We start from the raw sequence: 19,843 nt of genomic DNA on the forward strand, positions 1-19,843 counted from the left end.
CCCCGGCCCGGCGCCGCGAGGAGGACCACCGTCATGACCACCGACGAGCGGACGCTCGACTACCTCAAGCGACTGACCGCCGAACTGCGTGAGACGCGGCGCCGTCTGCGAGAAGCCGAGGAGAGCGGCTCCGAGCCGCTGGCCGTGATCGGCATGGCCTGCCGGTTCCCGGGCGGGGTCACCTCGCCGGAAGGACTGTGGGATCTCGTCGACGGCGGCGGGGACGGGATGACGGGATTCCCGGCGAACCGGGGCTGGGACACCGACGGGCTGTACCACCCGGACCCGGAACACCGGGGCACGAGCTACAGCGATCAGGGCGGATTCCTCCACGACGCCGGTGAGTTCGACGCGGGCTTCTTCGGCATCTCGCCGCGGGAAGCGCTGGCGATGGACCCCCAGCAGCGGTTGCTGCTGGAGGTCACGTGGGAGACGTTCGAACGGGCGGGGCTGGACACGGCCGCGTTGAAGGGCAGCGCCACCGGGGTGTTCGCCGGTGCGATGCGCAGTGAGTACGTCTCCGGGTTCGACGGCGGATCCGAAGAGGTCGAAGGGTTTCTCGGCACCGGCTCGTCCAACAGCGTGCTGTCGGGCAGGCTCGCCTACACCCTCGGCTTGGAGGGGCCGGCGGTCACGATCGACACGGCGTGCTCGTCTTCGCTGGTCGCGGTCCACCTCGCGGCGCACGCGCTGCGGTCGGGGGAGTGCTCGCTCGCACTGGCGGGCGGGGTCACGGTGATGGCCACACCGGAGACGTTCGTCGAGTTCTCGCGGCAGCGCGGGATGGCGCCGAACGGGCGCTGCAAGGCGTTCGCCGCCGGGGCCGACGGCACCGGCTGGTCCGAGGGCGCGGGCATGCTCCTGCTGGAGCGGCTGTCCGACGCCCGCCGCAACGGGCACCGGATCCTCGCCGTCCTCAAGGGATCCGCGGTCAACCAGGACGGCGCGTCCAACGGCCTGACCGCGCCCAACGGCCCGGCCCAGCAGCGCGTCATCCGTGCCGCGCTGAAGAACGCGAAGCTGACCGCCGCCGACGTCGACGCCGTCGAGGCGCACGGCACCGGCACCACCCTCGGTGACCCGATCGAGGCGCAGGCGCTCTTGGCCACCTACGGCCGTGAACGGGAAAACCCGCTGTGGCTCGGGTCGATCAAGTCCAACATCGGGCACACCCAGGCCGCCGCGGGCGCCGCCGGGATCATCAAGATGGTCGAGGCCATGCGCCGCGGCGTCCTGCCGCGCACCCTGCACGTGGACGAGCCCTCCCCGCACGTCGACTGGACGGCGGGCGCCGTCGAACTGCTCACCGAACCGAAGCCTTGGGACACCGGCGACCGTCCGCGGCGAGCCGGGGTGTCGTCCTTCGGCATGAGCGGCACCAACGCGCACGTCATCCTGGAGCAGGCCCCCGAAAGCGAGGACGCCGAGCCGGAGCGGACCCGGCCCGCCGTCCAGACCTGGCCGCTGTCGGCCCGCGGGCCCGCCGCGCTCAAGGCCGCCGCGGCCGACCTCCTGTCCACTGTGTCCAATTCGGACGACGTCGACCCGCTCGACCTCGGCTGGTCACTGGCCACCACCCGGACCGCGCTGGAGTCGCGTGCCGCGATCGTGGGCAGTGGGCTGGAAGACCTCAAGGCCGGACTGACCGCGCTCGCCGCGGGCGAACCCGCTCCCGGCGTCGTCACCGGCGAACCGCTGCTCGGCCGGACCGCGTTCCTGTTCTCCGGGATGGGCGCGCAGCGCTGCGGCATGGGCCGCGAGCTGTACGACACCTTCCCGGCCTACCGTGCGGCCTTCGACGAGGCGTGCGCCGCCCTCGACACCCACCTCGACCGCCCGCTCGCCGAGGTCGTCTTCGGCGACGACCAAAAGCTGCTCGACCGGATGACCTACGCGCAGCCCGCGATGTTCGCCCTGCAGGTCGCGCTCTTCCGCCTGCTGGAGTCGTGGGGCGCCCGGCCGGACTACGTCGTCGGCCACTCCGCGGGGGAACTCGCCGCGGCCCACGTCGCCGGGGTCTGGGACCTCGCCGGTGCCGCGCGGATGATCACCGCGCGCGGCCGCCTGATGGAGGCCCAGCCGCCGGGCGGCGCGATGATCGGCATCCAGGCCACCGAAGAGGAGGTCGCGGCCGAACTGACCGACGGCCTCGCCATCGGCGCGCTCAACGCGCCCGACTCGGTCGTCGTCTCCGGTGAGGAGGCCGCCGCCGAGGCGCTGGCCGCGAAATTCGCCGAACGCGGCCGGAAGATCAAGCGGCTCAACATCTCCCACGCGTCGCATTCCGCGCGGATGGACGGCATGCTCGCCGAATTCGGCGCGATCGCCGAAGAGATCCCGCACGGGACACCGTCGATCCCGGTGGTGTCCAACGTGACCGGGCGTCTCGCCGGACCCGACGAGGTCACCGTGCCCGGCTACTGGCCGCGGCACGTCCGGCAGCCCGTCCGGTTCGCCGACGGGATCGGTTTCCTGCGCGGCGAAGGGGTTTCCCGGTTCGTCGAGATCGGCCCGGATTCGGTGCTGGCGGGGATGGTCGCGCGGACGCTGCCGCCCGAAGGCATCCTCACCGTCCCGGTGCTGCGCAAGGACCGCCCCGAAGCCCGGACGGCGATGACCGTGCTCGCCGAACTGCACGTCCGCGGCGCTCGCGTCGACTGGACCGTGTTCCACGACGGCACCGGCGCCCGCACGATCGATCTGCCCACGTACCCGTTCCAGCGCGAGAACTACTGGCTGCGCGGCGGACTCGGCGCGGGCGACCCCGGCGGGCTCGGCCTCGCCGACGCCGCCCACCCGCTGCTGGGCGCGTCCGTCCCGCTCGCCGACGGCGCCGGGATCGTCCTCACCGGCCGGATCTCGCCGTCCACCCACCCCTGGCTTTCCGACCACGCGGTCGCGGGCACCGTCATCGTCCCCGGCACCGCCCTGGTCGAGCTGGCGCTGAGGGCCGGTGACGAAGCCGGCTGCGCGCATCTGGAAGAACTCACCCTGCGCGAGCCGATGGTCCTCGCCGGTCCCTTGGACGTCCAGGTCGTCCTGGGGGCCCCGGACGAGAGCGCCCGCCGCGCCGTCGCCGTCTACTCCCGGGCCGGTGAAGGCGCCTGGACGTTGCACGGTTCGGGAACGCTGGCCCCGCAGGCCCCGGCCGCGGGCTTCGACCTCGCCGAATGGCCACCGAAGGACGCGACGCAGGTCGACGTCACCGAGGTCTACCCGGTGTTCGCCGCCGCGGGTCTCGAATACGGCCCGGTTTTCCAAGGACTCAAGGCGGCTTGGCGCCTCGGCGAAGAGATCTTCGCCGAGACCGCGCTGCCCGAAGACACCGCGAAAGCCGACATCGACCGGTTCGGCCTGCACCCTGCCCTGCTGGACGCCGGTCTGCACGCGATCGGCCTGCTGGCCGACGAGCCGGGCGGCGCGAAACTGCCGTTCCTCTGGCAGGACGTCACGCTGCACGCCACCGGCGCGTCCGCGCTGCGGCTGAAGCTCACGCCCGCCGCGTCCGGCGCCGTGACCCTGCGCGCCGCCGACGGGACCGGCGCGCCCGTCGTCACCATCGGTTCCCTGACCCTGCGCGAACTCGCCCCGGTCACCTCGGCGACCCCCGGTCTCGACTCGCTGTTCCGTCTCGACTGGACCCCGATCCCCACCCCGGCCGAGCCGGCGCCGGCCGAATGGGCCTACCACGGGCGGATCGGCGGCGGCGCCGTGCCACCGGTGGTCGTGCTCCCGGTCTTCACCGACCCGGCGGGCGCCCGGATCGCCACCCGCGAGGTCCTCGCCGTCCTGCAGCAGTTCTCCACCGAAGACCGGTTCGCCGACGCGAAACTCGTCATCGTCACCTGCGCCGCGATCGGACCCGGCAAGGTCGACCCGGCGGCCGCCGCGGTCTGGGGCCTCGGCCGCTCCGCGCAAAGCGAACTGCCGGGCCGCGTCGTCCTCATCGACACCGAGACCGGCGACCTCGCCGACACCGAACTCGCCGCCGCGCTCGCGACCGGCGAACCCCAGCTCACCCTGCGCGACGGCGCCTTCGCTGTGCTGCGCCTCGGCCCCGTCCCGGGAACCGACGAACTGAGCCCGCCCGCCGAACCCGCGTGGCGCCTCGGCATGGCGGCTCGCGGCACCCTGGAAGAACTCCGCCTGGAGCCCTGCCCCCAGGCCTTGGAACCGTTGGCGCCCGGGCACATCCGGGTCGCCGTCGCCGCCGCGGGGCTCAACTTCCGCGACGCGCTCAACGTCCTCGGCATGTTCGAGGGCGAACCCGGCCCGCTCGGCAACGAGATCGCCGGTGTCGTCCTCGAAACCGGGTCCGACGTAGAAGGCACAGGCGATCTCAAACCTGGAGACCGCGTCATGGGCGTCGCCATCGGCGGCATCGGCTCCATCACCACCGCACAGCGCTCGATGTGCGCACGGATCCCCGACGGCTGGACGGACGAAGAAGCCGCGTCCGTGCCACTGGTGTTCCTCACCGCTTACTTCGGGCTCAAGGAACTCACCGGTCTGAAGGCGGGGGAGTCCGTGCTCGTCCACGCGGGCGCCGGTGGCGTCGGCATGGCCGCGATCCAGATCGCGCGGCATCTCGGCGCCGAGGTCTACAGCACCGCCAGCCCCGCGAAGCAGCACGTGCTGCGCGAGGCCGGGCTCGACGACGCCCACATCGCCAACTCCCGCACCCTCGACTTCGAACAGCACTTCCTCACCACCAGCGAAGGACGCGGCGTGGACGTCGTCCTCGACGCGCTCACCGGCGATTTCGTGGACGCGTCCCTGCGGCTGCTGCCGCGCGGCGGCCGGTTCCTGGAGATGGGCAAGGCGGGCCTGCGCGATCCCGAAGAAGTCGCCACCCAGCACCCCGGCGTCGAGTACCGGCCCTACGACCTGATCGAGGCGGGACCCGAGCAGTTCTCCCGCATGTGGGCCGAAGTGCTGGACCTGTTCGCCACCGGTGTCCTGAAGCCGTTGCCGCGCCGCGTCTGGGACGTCCGCCGGGCGCCGGAGGCGTTCCGGTTGCTCAGCCAGGCCAAGCACATCGGCAAGGTCGTGCTCACCATCCCGCGCGGCCCGGAGCCCGAAGGCACCGTCCTGATCACCGGCGGCACCGGTGGTCTCGGCGCGATGCTCGCCAAGCACCTCATCGCGGAGTACGGCGTCCGGCGTCTGCTGCTGACCAGCCGCCGGGGTCCGGCCGCGCCCGGCGCTTCCGAGCTTTCCGCCGAACTCGAAACCCTGGGCGCGACCGTCACCATCGCCGCCTGTGACAGCGGGGACCGCGACGCCGTCGCCGCGCTGCTGGCCTCGATCCCCGAAGAGCACCCGCTCACCGGCGTCGTCCACGCGGCCGGTGTCCTCGACGACGCCCCGATCGACGCGCTCACCCCCGAACGTCTCGACCGTGTCCTGGCTCCCAAGGCGGACGCGGCCTGGCACCTGCACGAGCTGACCGCCGGGCTCCCGCTGCGCTGGTTCGTCCAGTTCTCCTCGGCCGCCGGTGTGCTCGGCAACCCGGGCCAGGGCAACTACGCCGCCGCCAACGCCTTCCTCGACGGCCTCGCCACCCGCCGTCGCGCCGAAGGTCTCGCGGCGCAGTCCGTCGCCTGGGGCCTCTGGTCCGGCGGAATGAAGGGCGAACTCGGCGACGCGGGCGAAGAACGCATGCGCCGCAGCGGTTTCCCGCCGATCGACGCGGGAGAGGGCCTGGCGATGTTCGACCGCGCGGTCGGCCTCGACCACGCCGTCCTGCTGGGCCTCAAGTTCGACCGCGCGACCGTGCGCGGCAGCGACGCCCCGATCTCGCCGTTGATCCGCGCGCTCGTCGGCGGCTCCGGCCGCGCCAAGGCCAAGACGGCCAGCGCCGAACAGGCGGGCGAACTGCGGCGCAAACTCGCCGGGCTGCCCGCGCCGGACCGGGACGAGCTGCTGCTGGACCTGGTGCGCCGCGAGGTCGCGCTGGTGCTCGGCCACACCGACGCGGCCGGGATCGCCGCGACCCGCGCGTTCAACGAAATCGGCTTCGACTCGCTCACCGCGGTCGAACTGCGCAACCGTCTCGGCGCCGCGACCGGTCTCCGGCTGCCCGCGACGCTCGTCTTCGACCACCCGACACCGGACGCGCTGAAGGTCTTCCTGCGCGGCGAGCTCGTCGGGGACGAAACGCCGGCCCCGGTCGTGGTACCCCCCGCCACGGCCGGGTCCGGTATCCACGACGACCCGGTCGTCATCGTCGGCATGGGCTGCCGCTATCCGGGTGAGGTCACCTCGCCCGGCGAGCTCTGGCAGCTGGTCGCCGAGGGCCGCGACGGCGTCGGAGACTTCCCGGCCGACCGCGACTGGCCCCTGGACTCGCTGTTCCACCCGGATCCCGACCACCGGGGCACCACTTACGCGTCCGAGGGCGCTTTCTTGTACAACGCGGGCGACTTCGACGCCGAGTTCTTCGGGATCTCGCCGCGAGAGGCGCTGGCCATCGACCCGCAGCAGCGGCAGGTCCTCGAGACCGCGTGGGAGGCGCTGGAGCGCGCGGGTATCGAGCCCGGTTCCCTGCGGGGCACCAGCACCGGCGTGTTCGCCGGGGCGCTGTCCAACGACTACATCTCGCGGCTGAGCGCGATTCCCGAGCAGGTCGAAGGCTTCCTCGGCACCGCGTCCTTCAGCAGTGTCGTCTCCGGCCGGGTCGCCTACGCGCTGGGATTGGAAGGCCCGGCCGTTTCCGTCGACACCGCTTGCTCTTCGTCCCTGGTGGCCGTGCACCTGGCCGCGCAGTCGCTGCGGTCGGGGGAGTGCTCGCTGGCACTGGCGGGCGGCGTCAACGTGATGGCCTCGCCCGACATGTTCGTCGAGTTCTCCCGTCAGCGCGGACTGGCGCCGGACGGGCGCTGCAAGCCGTTCGCCGGGGCCGCAGACGGCACGAACTGGGCCGAAGGCGTCGGAATCCTGGTGCTGGAACGCCTTTCCGGCGCTCGCCGTAACGGACACCGGGTGCTGGCGGTGGTCAAGGGCTCGGCGGTCAACCAGGACGGCGCGTCGAACGGCCTCACCGCCCCCAACGGTCCCTCGCAGCAGCGGGTGATCCGCTCGGCGCTGGCGAACGCGGGCGTGGAAGCGTCCACTGTGGACGTCGTCGAGGCGCACGGCACCGGCACGCCGCTGGGCGACCCGATCGAGGCACAAGCCCTGCTGGCGACCTACGGCCGTGACCGCGAGCGGCCGTTGCTGCTCGGTTCGGTCAAGTCGAACGTCGGCCACACCCAGGCCGCCGCCGGGGTCGCCGGGATCATCAAGATGGTCGAGGCGATGAACCACGGTGTCGTCCCGGCGAGCCTGCACGTGGACGAGCCGACCCCGCACGTCGACTGGACCACCGGCGACATCTCCCTGCTCACCGAGCAGAAGCCGTGGCCGGAGACCGGGCAGCCGCGCCGCGCAGGGGTGTCGTCCTTCGGCATCAGCGGCACGAACGCCCACATCGTCCTCGAACAGGCCCCGGCCGAAGCCGAGCCCGAGCCGTCGGGATCGCTGCCTGTCGTACCCCTGGTGCTCTCCGGTCGTACCCCGGAGGCCCTGGCCGCTCAAGCTTCTCGTCTGTCTACTGTGGATTCTTCGGTCGACGCGGGATTCTCGCTGGCGACCACCAGGACTCACCACGCGTACCGCGCGGTCGTCGTCGGCGAGCCCGGCGCCGGGCTGCGGGCACTGGCCTCCGGAGGATCCGCGGGAGGCGTCGTCACCGGCGAACCCGCGACCGGCCGGCTCGCGTTCCTGTTCACCGGACAGGGTTCGCAGCGCGCCGGGATGGGCCGCGGCCTGTACGAAGCCTTCCCCGCCTTCGCGAAGGTTTACGACGAGATCGCCGCGCTTCTCCCGATCGACGGCGATCTCAGCCGGACCGGGACCGCCCAGCCCGCCATTTTCGCTCTGGAAGTCGCGCTCTACCGGCTCTTCGAGTCCTGGGGTGTGCGTCCCGCCTACGTCACCGGGCACTCGATCGGTGAGATCGCGGCCGCGCACGTCGCAGGCGTGTTCTCGCTGGAGGACGCGGCGAAACTGATCGAGGCCCGCGGCAGGCTCATGGAGGCGCTGCCGGAAGGTGGCGCGATGGTCGCCGTACAGGCGACCGAGGCCGAGGCCGCCGAGTTCGGCGGGGTCGCCGTCGCCGCGATCAACGGGCCCGACGCCATCGTGCTCTCGGGCGCGGAGGAACCGGTGCTGGCCGCCGCGTCGGCGCTGGAAGCCCGTGGCCGCAAGGTGAAGCGCCTCGACGTCTCCCACGCGTTCCACTCGCCGCTGATGGACCCGATGCTCGAAGACTTCGCCGATGTGGCGCGGAGCCTGACCTACGCCGAGCCGAAGATCTCGGTCGTCTCGGCTGTCACCGGCGCCGTCGCCACCGAGCTGACCGATCCCGTGTACTGGGTGCGGCACGTGCGGGAACCGGTCCGGTTCGCCGACGCGCTCGGCGCCCTGGCAGGCGAAGGCGCGACGACCTTCCTCGAGATCGGTCCGGCGGCGGTGCTTTCGGCGCTGGCCGCGGGGTCCGGCGAGGCGATCCCCGCCCTGCGCGACGATCGGGACGAGCCCACCGCGGCGGTGACCGCGCTGGCCCGGCTGCACGTCCGCGGGCTCGACGTCGACTGGTCCGCGTTCTTCGCCCCCGCGAAACCACGCGTGATCGACCTGCCGACCTACGCCTTCCAGCACGAGCGGTACTGGCTGCGCGAACCGGCCGTGGCGCGGGTCGCCGGCGGCCTGCGCCATCCGGTCCTGGCCTCCGCGGTCACCTCGGCGGGTGACGGCTCGGTCCTGTGCACCGGGGTCCTCCCGTCCGACCCCTCGGACACGCTGCTCGTCGAACTCGCGATCCGCGCCGGTGACGAGGCCGGCGCGGGCACCCTCGCGGAGTTCGCCGTCGAGGCGCCGCTGACCGGGGACCGCGAGGTCCAGGTCGCCGTCGGTCCCGAGGACGGCGGCCGCCGCCCGGTCTCGATCCACACCCGCGCCGGGAAGGACTGGCAGCGCCACGGCACCGGATACCTGGTCACCGCACCCGCCCCGGCACCGGCCGCCCCCGACGTCCTGACCGAACTGACCGTGCCGGACGACATCCCGCAGCTGTTCGGTCTCCACCCGGGCCTGATCGACCCGCTGCTGACCGAGTACGGCTGGCCGGTCGCCTGGCGGAACGTCACCCTGCACGCCACCGGCGCCACCACCGTCCGGGCGAGCCTGAGCCCGGCGGGGGAGCTGGCGGTCTTCGACCTCGCCGGTGCCCCGGTGCTGTCCGCCGAGGTGACCTTCGGGGAACGCCCGGCGGCCGTGACGGCGCCGAGCGAGTCGCTCCACCGGATCGTTTGGACACCGGTTCCGGCGGTCGACGGCGAAACGTCGTGGGCCCGCCACGAAGACGTCGGCGCGGACCTGCCCGACGCCGTCGTGCTGGAACTCGCCGAGCCCGACGGCGACGTCGCCGACGCGGCCCGGACGGCGACCGCGACCGTGCTCGCCGCGCTCCAGGACCCGAAGTACGCGGAGACGCGCCTGGTCGTGCTGACCGCCGGTGCGGTCGCACTGTCCGAAGAGGACGGTGCCGACCCCGCGGCTTCCGCGGTCTGGGGTCTGGTGCGTGCCGCGCAGTCGGAGAACCCCGGCCGGTTCGTCCTCGTCGACGGCGATGGCGACACGACGATTCTCGGCAGGGCCCTGGCCACCGGTGAGGACCAACTGCTGCTGCGCGAAGGAAAGCTGTACGCGCCGAGGCTCGCGCAGGTGCGTGACTCCGCCGCCGAGGCACCGGAGCTGGCAGGCGGAGCGGTGCTCGTCACCGGCGGCACCGGTGGGCTCGGCGCCCACCTCGCGCGGCATCTGGTTCAGGTGTACGGGGTTCGCGACCTCGTGCTGACCAGCCGTCGCGGCCCGGACGCCCCGGGCGCGACCGAGTTGTCCGACGAGTTGAAGGCGCTCGGCGCCGACGTCCGGATCGAGGCCTGCGACGTCGCCGATCACGCCGCTGTCGAAACCCTGCTGGCCGGTATCCCCGGACTGACCGGGATCGTGCACGCGGCGGGTGTCCTCGACGACGGTCTCGTCGACACGCTCACCCCGGATCGGCTCGCGACCGTGTTCGGCCCGAAGGCCGCCGCCGCTTGGCATCTGCACGAACTGACGAAGGGTCACGAGCTCGCGGCGTTCGTCCTGTTCTCCTCGGCCGCCGGGGTGCTCGGCAACGCCGGGCAGGGCAACTACGCCGCCGCCAACGCGTTCCTCGACGGTCTCGCCGTGCACCGCCGGGCGCTCGGCCTGCCCGCCCGCTCGCTGGCCTGGGGCCGCTGGGCCGACGGCATGGGCGGCGCGCTCGGCGAGCAAGCCGGACAACGGCTGAGCCGCAACGGTTTCCCCGCGCTGAGCACCGACGAAGGCCTGGCGCTGTTCGACGCGGCTCTGGCCACGGACCTGGCGGCGTCGGTCCCGGTGAAGCTCGATCGAGCCGGGCTCGCCGCGGCCGGGCAGCTCCCGCCGGTGCTGCGCGATCTGGTCCCCGCGGTGCGGCGCCGGGCCGCGGCGGCCGACGCCGGCGAACTGCGTTCCAAGCTCGCCGGGCTGGCCGAAGCGGAGCAGGAACGCGCGTTGCTCGACCTGGTGCGCGGGCAGGCCGCGGCCGTGCTCGGGCACGCCGGGGCGGCCGCGATCGCCCCCGGGCGCGGCTTTCTCGATCTCGGTTTCGACTCGCTCACCGCGGTCGAGTTCCGGACCGCGCTGGCCGCCGCGACCGGGCTCACCCTGCCCACGACGGTCGTCTTCGACTACCCGGCGCCGGATGCGCTGGCCAAGTACCTCCAGACCGAACTCGCCCCCGAGACCGGCGCCGGTGCCGCGGTGACCGAACAGATCACCCGGCTCGAAGCCCTGCTCGACGGCGCCGACCCCGGCGACGCGGAGATCGACGGACGGCTGAAGCGGCTGGTGTCGGCCTGGGCGGCGAAGAAACCCGCGCACGCCACCGCCGACCTCGAAGCCGCGTCCCCGGACGACCTCCTCGCGCTGATCGACAACGAGTTCGGCCCGCGCTGACCCGCGACAGACCCTCAGGAGCCGTGACCCATGCCTTCGGAAGAGCAGTACGTCGACTACCTCAAGCGGATGGCGGCCGACCTGCGTGAGAGCCGCCGCGAGCTGGCGGACGCGCGGGAGAAGGAGACCGAGCCCATCGCGATCGTCGCGATGAGCTGCCGGTTCCCCGGCGGTGTCCGCACCCCGGAACAGTTGTGGGACCTGGTCGATTCGGGCGCCGACGCGATCTCGCCGTTCCCCGTCGACCGCGGCTGGGACACCGACGCGATCCACGACCTCGACGCGTCCGTCCCGGGAACCAGCTACGTCCGTGAAGGCGGCTTCCTGCACGACGCCGCCGAGTTCGACAACGAACTGTTCGGCATCTCGCCGCGGGAGGCCGAGGCGACCGATCCGCAGCAGCGGCTCCTGCTCGAGACCGCGTGGGAAGCCGTCGAGCGGGCCGGGATCGACCCGCTCTCGCTCAAAGGCAGCGCCACCGGCGTGTTCGCCGGGGTCGGGTTCACCGACTACGCCTCGCGGCTGACCGCCCTGCCCGAGGAACACGAGGGTTACCTGGGCATCGGCACCTCCGGCAGCGTCGTCTCCGGCCGGGTTTCCTACGCGCTCGGCCTCGAAGGACCGTCCGTGTCGATCGACACGGCGTGCTCGTCTTCGCTGGTCGCGGTCCACCTCGCGGCCCGCGCGCTGCGGTCGGGAGAGTGCACGCTGGCACTGGCCGGCGGGGTCACGGTGATGGCGACGCCGGGCGCGTTCGTCGAGTTCTCGCGGCAGCGCGGGCTCGCGCCGGACGGCCGCTGCAAGCCCTTCGCGGCCGCCGCGGACGGCACGAACTGGGCCGAGGGCGCCGGGATGCTGGTGCTGGAACGCCTTTCCGACGCCCGCCGCAACGGCCATCCGGTCCTCGCGCTCGTTCGCGGCAGCGCGGTCAACTCCGACGGCGCTTCCAGCGGCCTGACCGCCCCGAACGGTCCCTCTCAGCAGCGCGTGATCCGCGCGGCGCTGGCGAACGCCGGGATCGAAGCGTCCACTGTGGACGTCGTCGAGGCGCACGGCACCGGCACCGCGCTGGGTGACCCGATCGAGGCGCAGGCGTTGCTGGCAACCTACGGCCGGGATCGGGAAACCCCGCTGTGGCTGGGTTCGGTGAAGTCGAACATCGGCCACACCCAAGCCGCCGCCGGACTCGCCGGCATCGTCAAGCTGGTCGAAGCGATGCGCCACGGCACGCTGCCCGCGACCCTGCACGTCGACGCGCCGTCCCCGCACGTCGACTGGTCGGCCGGTTCCGTGGAACTGCTCGACAAGGCCCGACCGTGGACCGCCACCGACCGGCCCCGCCGCGCGGGTGTGTCCTCGTTCGGGATCAGCGGCACCAACGCGCACGTCGTCCTGGAGCAGCCGTCGGACGAACCCGCCGCGGACCGTGAGATCGCAGCCCCGCCGGTCGTTCCCTACGTCCTGGCCGGCGCTTCCCCCGAGGCCGTCCGCGCACAGGCCGCCGCACTGTTGTCCACTGTGGACGAGTCCGGCGCCGAGCCCGTCGATGTCGCGCTGTCGCTGGCCACCACCCGGGCCGGGATGGAGCACCGCGCCGTCGTCACCGGCGCCGACCGTACCGAACTGGCCGCCGGTCTCCGCGCCCTCGCGGGCGGCGAAGCGGGCACGGTCACCGGCAGCGACACCGCCGGACGCCTCGCCGTGCTGTTCACCGGCCAGGGATCGCAGCGACTCGGCATGGGCCGCCGTCTCCACGAATGCTTCCCGGTGTTCGCCGACGCCTTCGACGAAGCCTGCGCGCAGCTGCCCGGCGTCCGCGACGTCGTGTTCGGCTCCGACGCCGCGCGGCTCGACCGCACCGAATTCGCCCAGCCCGCCCTGTTCGCCTTCGAGGTCGCGCTCTTCCGGCTCGTGACGTCCTGGGGTGTCACCCCGGACTTCCTCGCCGGGCACTCGGTCGGCGAGCTCGCGGCCGCGCACGTCGCCGGCGTGCTTTCCCTGGAGGACGCGGCGAAGCTGGTCCTGGCCCGCGGTCGGCTGATGCAGGCGTTGCCCGAAGGCGGCGCGATGATCGCGCTGGAGGCGACCGAGGACGAGGTGCGCCCGTACCTGTCCGAGGACGTCGCGCTCGCAGCGGTCAACGGCCCCCGCGCGGTCGTCCTTTCCGGCGCCGAGGCGGCGACGACCGCGGTCGCCGAACGCTTCCCGGGCCGCCGCACGACCCGCCTGTCCGTCTCCCACGCCTTCCACTCGGCGCTGATGGAGCCGATGCTGGCCGAGTTCGCCGCGGTCGCGCGCGCCCTGACCTACCGCGAGCCGACAATCCCGGTCGTCTCGACGCTGACCGGCCAGAACGCCGACAGGCTCACCGACCCGGAGTACTGGGCCGAGCACGTCCGCCGCACCGTCCGGTTCGCCGGCGCGGTGGAAACCCTGCACGGCCAAGGCGTCACCACATTCCTCGAGCTCGGCCCGGACGCGGCGCTCACCCCGATGGGCCGCTCGGTCCGCCCGGACGGCGCTGTCTTCGCCGCGACCCAGCGCAAGGACCGCGACCAGGCGGCCACGCTCGTCACCGCGCTGGGGCTCGCGCATGCCAACGGTGCCCGGGTCGACTGGGCCGCCTACCTGGGCGGCAGTGGCGCGCGGGTGGTCACGCTGCCGACCTATCCCTTCCAGCGCAAGCGTTTCTGGCTGGAGGACCCGGGTGCGGGCGCGCCCGTCGCCGCCGAGGACGGCCGGTTCTGGTCGGTCGTCGAAGCGGGTGACGTCGGCGAGTTCGCCGCCGAGCTGAAACTGTCCGACGTCGAAGCCCCGCTCGGCACGGTCCTGCCCGCGTTGTCGCGCTACCGCCGTGCCCGGTCGCTGTCGGCCGAAGCGGCTGCGCTGGCCTACCACGTTCGCTGGCAGCCCTTCACTCCCGCGACGACCACGGCCACCGGCCGCTGGCTGCTCGTCACCTCCGCGAGGGAACACCCGTGGATCGAGACCGCGGCCGAGGCCTTGGCCGGAGCCGAGGTCCGGCGGCTCGTCGTCGACCGGCCCGATCGCGTGGAGCTGCCCGACGAGTCTTTCGACGGCATCCTGTCCTTGCTGGCCCTCGACGAGACCGAGAGCGACGGACTGTCCTTCGGTGCCGAGGCCACCATGACGCTGGTGCGGGAACTGGCCGCGCGTGATCCTCAAGGTCCACTGTGGACGCTGACCCGCGGTGCGGTCTCGACCGGCGCCCACGACGCACCGGACGCGCCCGCGCAGTCTCAGCTGTGGGGCTTCGGCCGCGCGGCCGCACTGGAGAACCCCCAGGCATGGGGCGGGCTCGTCGACGTCCCGGCCGAGGCGGGGGAACGGGTCGTGGCCCTGCTGCGCGGCGTCCTCACCGGTCCCCGCGGTGAGGACCAGGTCGCCGTCCGCGCGACCGGCGCTTTCGGCAGGCGGCTCGCGCACGCAGAACCCGCCGAGCCCAAGCGGTCGTGGAAGCCGCGTGGCACCGTACTCGTCACCGGTGGCACCGGCGGCCTGGGCGGGATCGTCGCCCGGTGGCTGGTCGAGCACGGCGCCGACCACGTCGTTCTCGTTTCACGCCAAGGAGAAGACGCTCCCGGTGCCGCGGAACTGGCAGGCGATCGTGTCACCATCGCCGCCTGCGACGTCGCCGACCGCGATGCCCTGGCCGCGGTCATCGAGCCGGTCCGCGACGACCTCCGCGCCGTCTTCCACCTCGCCGGGGTTCTCGAACTCGGCCTCATCGAGACGATGGACCGCGAGCGCTACGCCGACGTCCTGCGCCCCAAGGTGGCCGGGACGCGCAACCTCGAAGAACTCACCGAAGGACTCGACCTCGACGCCTTCGTGCTGTTCTCCTCGATCGCCGCTTCCATCGGCAACGCGGTCCAGAGCGCTTACGGCGCCGCGAACGCGCACCTCGAAGCGGTCGCGCAACGGCGCCGGGCGCACGGCCTGCCCGCGACGTCGATCGCGTGGGGCCGCTGGGGCCGGGTCGGCATGGGAGTCGGCGCGGACCTCGACGAAATGCTCAGCGGACTCGGCGTTCCCGCCATGGCACCCGAAACCGGGCTCGTCGCGCTCCGCCAGGCGCTCGACCGCGACGAGACCGCGCTGACCGTCGCCGAACTGACCTGGGAGAAGTTCGCGCCGCCGTTCGCCGCGCTGCGGCCCAGCCCGCTGCTGGCCGACCTGCCCGAGGTCGCCGCCATCGCCGCCGCCGAAGCAGCACAGGCCGCCGAGGGCGCGGAAGCCGCCGACGCGTGGCGCACCCGGCTCGCCGGACTGCCCGAGGCCGAACGCGAACGCGTCGTCACCGAACTGGTCCTGACCCACACCGCCGCCGTCCTCGGGCACACCGACGGTGTCCCGGCCGGGCAGCAGTTCACCAAACTGGGCATCGATTCGCTCACCGCCATCGAACTGCGCGGCCGGATCAACACCGAGACCGGGCTGGCGCTGCCGCCGACCATGGTGTTCGACCACGCGACCCCGGCCGCGCTGGCCGCGCATCTGCTGGCCGCGCTCACCCCGTTCGCCCAGGAGACCCGGACCGTCGTCACCGGCCCGGCCGCCGCGGGCCAGGACGTCGCCGTGGTCGGCCTGTCCTGCCGCTTCGCTGGTGGCAGCGACACTCCCGAGAAGTTCTGGGAGAACCTGGTCCAGGGCAAGGATCTCGTGCGCGAGGTGCCGCCGGACCGCTGGACCGCCGCCGACTACTACGACCCCGACCGCACCGCGCCGGGCAAGGCGTACACACAGCAGGGCGCGTTCGTCGACGACATCGCGGGCTGGGACGCCGCGTTCTTCGGCCTGTCGCCCCAGGAAGCGCGGCGGCTCGACCCGACGTTCCGGCTGCTCATGGAGCTGGTGTGGGAGGGCATCGAGGACGCCGGGCTCACCGCGGACGAACTGCGCGGCAGCCGCACCGGCGTGTTCGCCGGCCTGATCGACACCATGCAGTACAGCATGCGGCAGCTCGAAGCCGACGGCATGGACGCGGCCGACGACCCCTACTTCGGCCTCGGCAGCTCGCTTTCCGCCGCCGCCGGGCGCATCGCGCATCTGCTCGACCTGCGCGGGCCCTGCCTGACCGTCGACACCGCCTGCTCGTCGGCGCTGAGCGCGGCACACCTGGCCGTGCAGAGCCTTCGCCGGGGCGAGTGCGACATCGCGATCGTCGGCGCGGCCTCGGCGATGATCAACCCGGACGTCTTCATCCAGTCCTGCAAGATGAGCATGCTCGCGGTCGACGGCCGCACCAAGACCTTCGACGAGAGCGCCGACGGCTACGTCATCGGCGAAGGCGGCGGCGTCGTCGTGCTCCGCCGGGCGGGCGAGGTCGGCCCGGGCAGGCGGACGCGGGCGGTCATCCGCGGCACCGCGACCAACCAGGACGGCCGCAGCAACGGCCTCACCGCACCCAACCGCGCGGCGCAGAACGCGGTCATCCGGGCGGCGCTGGCCGACGCCGGGGTCGCTCCCGACGAGATCGGTTACGTCGAGGCGCACGGCTCCGGCACCCAGCTCGGCGACGCGATCGAGTTCACCGCGCTCGGCGAGATCTTCGGTGAGCGCAACGCGCCCGAGCCGCTCTACGTCGGCGCGGTCAAGACGAACGTCGGCCACACCCTGGCCGCGGCGGGCATGGCCGGGCTGATCAAAACGGTGCTGTCACTGGAAAACGGAACCCTGCCGGGCAACCTGCACATGAGCACGCCGAACTCGGTGGTCACCGTGGACGGCACGGTGCGCCCGGTCCCCGAAGCGCGGCCGTTCCCCGCCAACGCCGACGGGATCCTGCGCGCGGGCGTCAGCTCGTTCGGCTGGTCCGGCTCGAACGTCCACTTCGTCCTCGACCAGGCCGCGCCCGCCCCGGCCGCCACCCCGGGCGGGGAATGGCAGCTGCTCACGCTGTCCGGGCAGAGCGAAGCCGGGCTGCGCGCCAACGCGGAAGCCCTCGCCGCCCACCTGACCGAAGACGCCGAACTGGCCGACGTCGCCTTCACCACCCAGGCCGGACGCAGCGCTCTCCCGCTCCGCAAGGCGGTGCTGGTCCGCGACCACGGCGACGCCGTCACGGCGCTGAACTCGGTCACCGGCGGCACGGCCGTCACCGACAAGCGTCGCTTCGGGCTCCTGCTGCCCGGCACCCGCCACGGCTGGCAGGGCACCACCGACGAGCTCTACCGCACCGAACTCGCCTTCCGCGCCGCGATCGACGACTGCGCGGCCCTGCTGGACGGCCGCGCAGACCTGCTCGGCGCGCTTTACGGCACCGCCGAGGCCGACGAACGGGCCGTGGTCTTCGCCGTCGAGTACGCCTTCACCCGGCTGCTGACCGCGTGGGGCCTCGAACCGGCCGTGCTGCTCGGCCGGGGGACCGGCGAATGCGTCGCCGCCGTCGCGGGCGGCCTGTTCGGGCTCGCCGAGGGCCTCGAACTCGCGCTCGGCGGATCGGTTCCGAAGGCGGGAACGCCGACGGTACCGGTGATCTCGCCCCGCACCGGCGCGGTGCTCACCGCCGCCGAGGCCGCGGATCCGGCGCACTGGCGGATCGCGGACGACCGCTTCGAAGACGGCCTGCTGGCGCTGGCCAAGTACGCCGGTGTCCTGGTCGAAGCCGGGCTCGGGGACGACGGCGCCGAGGCAGCCGGTCGCTACCTGCCGCAGACCCCGGTCGTCTCCCTGCTGCCGGAGCCGGTGGCCGGGGCCGGACGGCGTGCCTGGCTGACCGCGCTCGGCGCGCTGTGGGAACACGGCGTCCAGATCGGCTGGGCGAAGGGCGCGGGGCCGGACCGCCGGTTCGTTTCCCTGCCCGGGTACCGCTTCCAGCGGACCCGCTACTGGCCGGAGGTCGCCTCCCGCGGCAACGGCTGGTCGCTGACGCAGATGTCCGCCGGTGAGGCCGCGCCCGAGACCCCGGTCCGTTCGGGCCTCGCCGCGCACACGCCGACCTGGCACCGGGACACCACCCGCCGAGTGCCCGCGACCCCGGGCGACTTGGTCCTGTTCGCCGAGCCGGGCAAGTTCGCCGACGGCTTCGCGGCCGCCGCGGAAGCCGCCGGGCACCGCGTCACGGTCGCGTCCGATGTGGACCGCCGAGCGCTCGCCGGTGACGGACCGCTGCGGATCGTGCACGCCCTCGGCCTCACCGCGAGCGGCCTCGAATCCGGCTTCTACAGCCTTCTGGAACTAGGCAAGGCCATCGGTGCCGAATGCGCCGGGCGTCGCGTCGACCTGCTCGCCTTGGGACACAATGGCTTCGACGTCCTCGGCGGGGACGCCACCGACGCCTTCGCCCCGACCATCGCGGCCACGGCCGATGCGATCGCCGCCGAGTATCCGTCGGTCCACGCGCAGTACGCGGACTTCGACCGCACCGGCGACAAGGTCGCCCAGGCCACCCACGAGCTCGACCTGCTCGCGGCGTCCACAGTGGACACGGTCGACGGGGTCGCGGTCGCCGCCTGGCGCGGCGGACGGCGCTGGCTGCGCGGCTTCGACGTCGTCGAGCTGCCGGAGACCGACGACGCACTGGCCTGGAAGCCCGGCGGTACCTACCTGATCACCGGTGGGCTCGGCGTCCTCGGCCTGGCCCTGGCCAAGCGTTTGGCGCCGCTGGGCGTGAACCTCGCGCTGGCAGGCCGCTCCGAACTGCCGCCGGAGGAGACCTGGGACGCCTGGATCTCCGACCACGGTGTCGACGACCGCACGAGCGAAGTCCTGCTGGCGGTGCGCGACCTGCGTGCCCTCGGTGCCGACGTCCTGACCCTGCGAGCCGACGTCAGCGCTCCCGGCGAGGCCGCCGCGCTGCTGGCCGAGGTCCGCGGCTACTTCGGTTACCTCGACGGCGTCGTGCACGCCGCCGGGATCGCCGGTGGCGGCCTGCTGCAGAACAAGACCCGTGAGCAGGCGGCCGCGGTGCTGGCGCCGAAGATCGACGGCACCCTCGCCCTGACCGACGCGCTGCGCGTCGAACCGGTCGACCTGCTGGTCCTGTACTCCTCGACGGTGACGCTCACCGTGGGCGTCGGCGAGATCGACTACTCCGCGGCGAACGCCTTCCTCGACGGTGTCGCCTCCGCCGCCGCGGGCGGACGGGGACCGGCCAAGCAGGTCGTGTCGGTCGCGTGGGGTCCCTGGCAGCTGGACGCCTGGACGTCGTCCGGGCTGTCCGGCTCCACCGAAGCGCAGGAAGGGTCGCGCAAGTTCCGCGAGGAGTTCGGCATCGGCGCCGAAGAAGGCACCGAACTGCTCTCGCGGATCGTCGCCTCCGGCGAGCCGCTGGTGACCGTGCTGCCGCTCCCGCTGACCGACGTGCTGGCCGCGCTGGCCCGGATGGGCTCGGTCGACGCGCTGGTCGGCGCCGACGCCGCGATCCCCACCGGGGAGCGGTACCCGCGGCCCGAACTGCGCACCGCGTACGTCGCCCCGCGCACCCCGGCGGAGGAACGCGTCGCCGCCGCCTGGTGCGACTGCCTCGGCCTGGAAGAGGTCGGCGTGCACGACCCGTTCTTCGACCTCGGCGGCACTTCGCTGATCGGCCTGGTGCTGATCGGCCGCGTCGCCAAGGAATTCGGCGTCGAGCTCGCCCCGGCGAGCCTGTTCGAGAAACCGACCATCGCCGAATTCGTCACGCTCCTCGGCGAACCCGGCGCACCGCAGGTGGCGGCCGAACCCGCCGAAGACGTCTCCGCCCGCGGCGAACGCCGCCGCGCCCGCACCGCGAAGCTCCGCAAGCGCCCGAGCCGGACCGGAAGGTGAA

General features: G+C 73.1%; 2 protein-coding genes. Both read left to right on the top strand.

The annotated features are described in order from the left end of the window. The first annotated feature begins 33 nt into the window (after nucleotides 1-33). A complete protein-coding gene (locus tag BKN51_RS07225; protein WP_101606873.1) occupies nucleotides 34-11,070 on the top strand; it encodes a type I polyketide synthase in 11,037 nt (3,678 codons plus the stop codon). A 30-nt stretch (nucleotides 11,071-11,100) separates the two neighbouring features. Further along, the gene (locus tag BKN51_RS07230) at nucleotides 11,101-19,842 is read left to right on the top strand and encodes a type I polyketide synthase (protein WP_101606874.1); all 8,742 of its coding nucleotides are present in this window, start codon (nucleotides 11,101-11,103) and stop codon (nucleotides 19,840-19,842) included. The last annotated feature ends 1 nt before the right edge of the window (nucleotide 19,843 follow it).

Origin of the sequence: Amycolatopsis sp. BJA-103 (assembly GCF_002849735.1) — a bacterium.
Classification (GTDB): Bacteria; Actinomycetota; Actinomycetes; order Mycobacteriales; family Pseudonocardiaceae; genus Amycolatopsis.